This window comes from Plantactinospora sonchi (assembly GCF_036422035.1).
GTDB classification, from domain to species: domain Bacteria; phylum Actinomycetota; class Actinomycetes; order Mycobacteriales; family Micromonosporaceae; genus Plantactinospora; species Plantactinospora sonchi.
In genome coordinates, this window is sequence record NZ_JAZGQK010000055.1 from 1 (window position 1) to 1,410 (window position 1,410).

The 1,410-nt window shown below is 69.1% G+C and carries 1 protein-coding gene and 1 pseudogene; both read left to right on the forward strand.

What is annotated here, in order from left to right; all coding sequences use genetic code 11:
- Window positions 1-271: pseudogene (locus V1633_RS36855) on the forward strand (hypothetical protein); the annotation flags it as partial.
- Window positions 272-478: 207 nt separating this feature from the next.
- Window positions 479-1,410, forward strand: a 932-nt coding sequence (locus tag V1633_RS36860; RefSeq protein ID WP_331218825.1) for an FG-GAP repeat domain-containing protein, incomplete at its 3' end; no start/stop codon positions are given.

A 1,410-nucleotide genomic window follows, 5' to 3' on the forward strand; every position in this document is an offset into this window, starting at 1 on the left:
CGGCGAAATGTGGCTCTACCGAGGAACCGGCAACGCCACCACCGACGCCGTCGTCACCCTCCCCCGCATCCGCATCGGCACCGGCTGGCAGTCACTCAACGCCATCAGCGCCGGAGACCTCACCAACGACGGCAAAGCCGACCTCATCGGCCGCGACAACGACGGCCAACTCTGGCTCTACCCCGGCACCGGAAACGCCACCACCGACACCGTCGTCAAACCACGACTCCGCATCGGCATCGACTGGCAGTTCATGAACATCATCACCTGAGGGCGTACCCGCTGAGCGGCTGAGCGCCACCCACGGAGTCGGACCGCCGTCCGGCCGGCCAGCCGGCCGGACGGCGGTCCCGTCCTGTCCCGCCCCGTCGTCCTCGGTCGCTCCGCACTCGTCGCGTCGTCGACGTCTTCCCGAATCCCACCTGGTTCCTGGCCACCCGCGTCTGCGGTTCGAATTGGAGAGAACGCTGTGAGAAGAATGCCCACCCCGTTGCGTTGCGCGACCGTCCTGGCCGCCAGCGCGACCGTCCTCCTCGGCATGGCACCGGCGGCGTACGCCGCGCCGACCGCCGAGGGCGGCACCACGCCGGCGGTACCCCCGGCCCTGGTCACGCCGGCCGTTGCCGTCGAGACCGTGGCCTGCGACCCGAACGGCCCGACGAGCAGGGACGCGACCCTCGCCAGTCAGCTCAACAGCCGGCTACGGGCCGACATGCGGGGCTACATGTCCGCCTACCGCACGTCCTGCGCCCGGATGGTGGTCGACGCCGTCAAGGCCCAGGGACTCGCCCCGCGGGCGGCGGTGATCGCGATCGCCACCGTCATCGTGGAGACGCACCTGCAGAACGTCAGCGTCGAGGTCGACCACGACAGCCTCGGCCTGTTCCAGCAGCGGGCCTCCTGGGGCACCCGGGCTCAGCGGCTGAATCCGATCTGGGCCACCAACGCCTTCCTCAGCAAGATGAAGCGTGAATATCCGAACGGCTCGTGGCAGACCGCACCCATCGGCGAGGTGTGTCAGGCGGTCCAGGTCTCCGCGTACCCGGACCGCTACCAGGGGCAGGCCGGGGACGCACAGATCATCGTGGAGGCGCTCTGGTCGTCGCCGCCGGTTTCCGACGTGTTCGGGGTGTCCGGTGACTTCAGCGGTGACGGCAAGGACGACATCGTCACCCGTAGCGGCAGCGGCGAACTCTGGCTGTACAAGGGCACCGGCAACGCCACCACCGACGCCGTCGTCACCCTCCCCCGGGTCCGCATCGGCATCGACTGGGAACACATGACCGCGATCGTCGCCGGAGACTTCACCAACGACAACAAGGCCGACATCATCGCCCGCGACAGCGACGGCGAAATGTGGCTCTACCGAGGAACCGGCAACGCCACCACCGACGCCGTCGTCACCCTCCC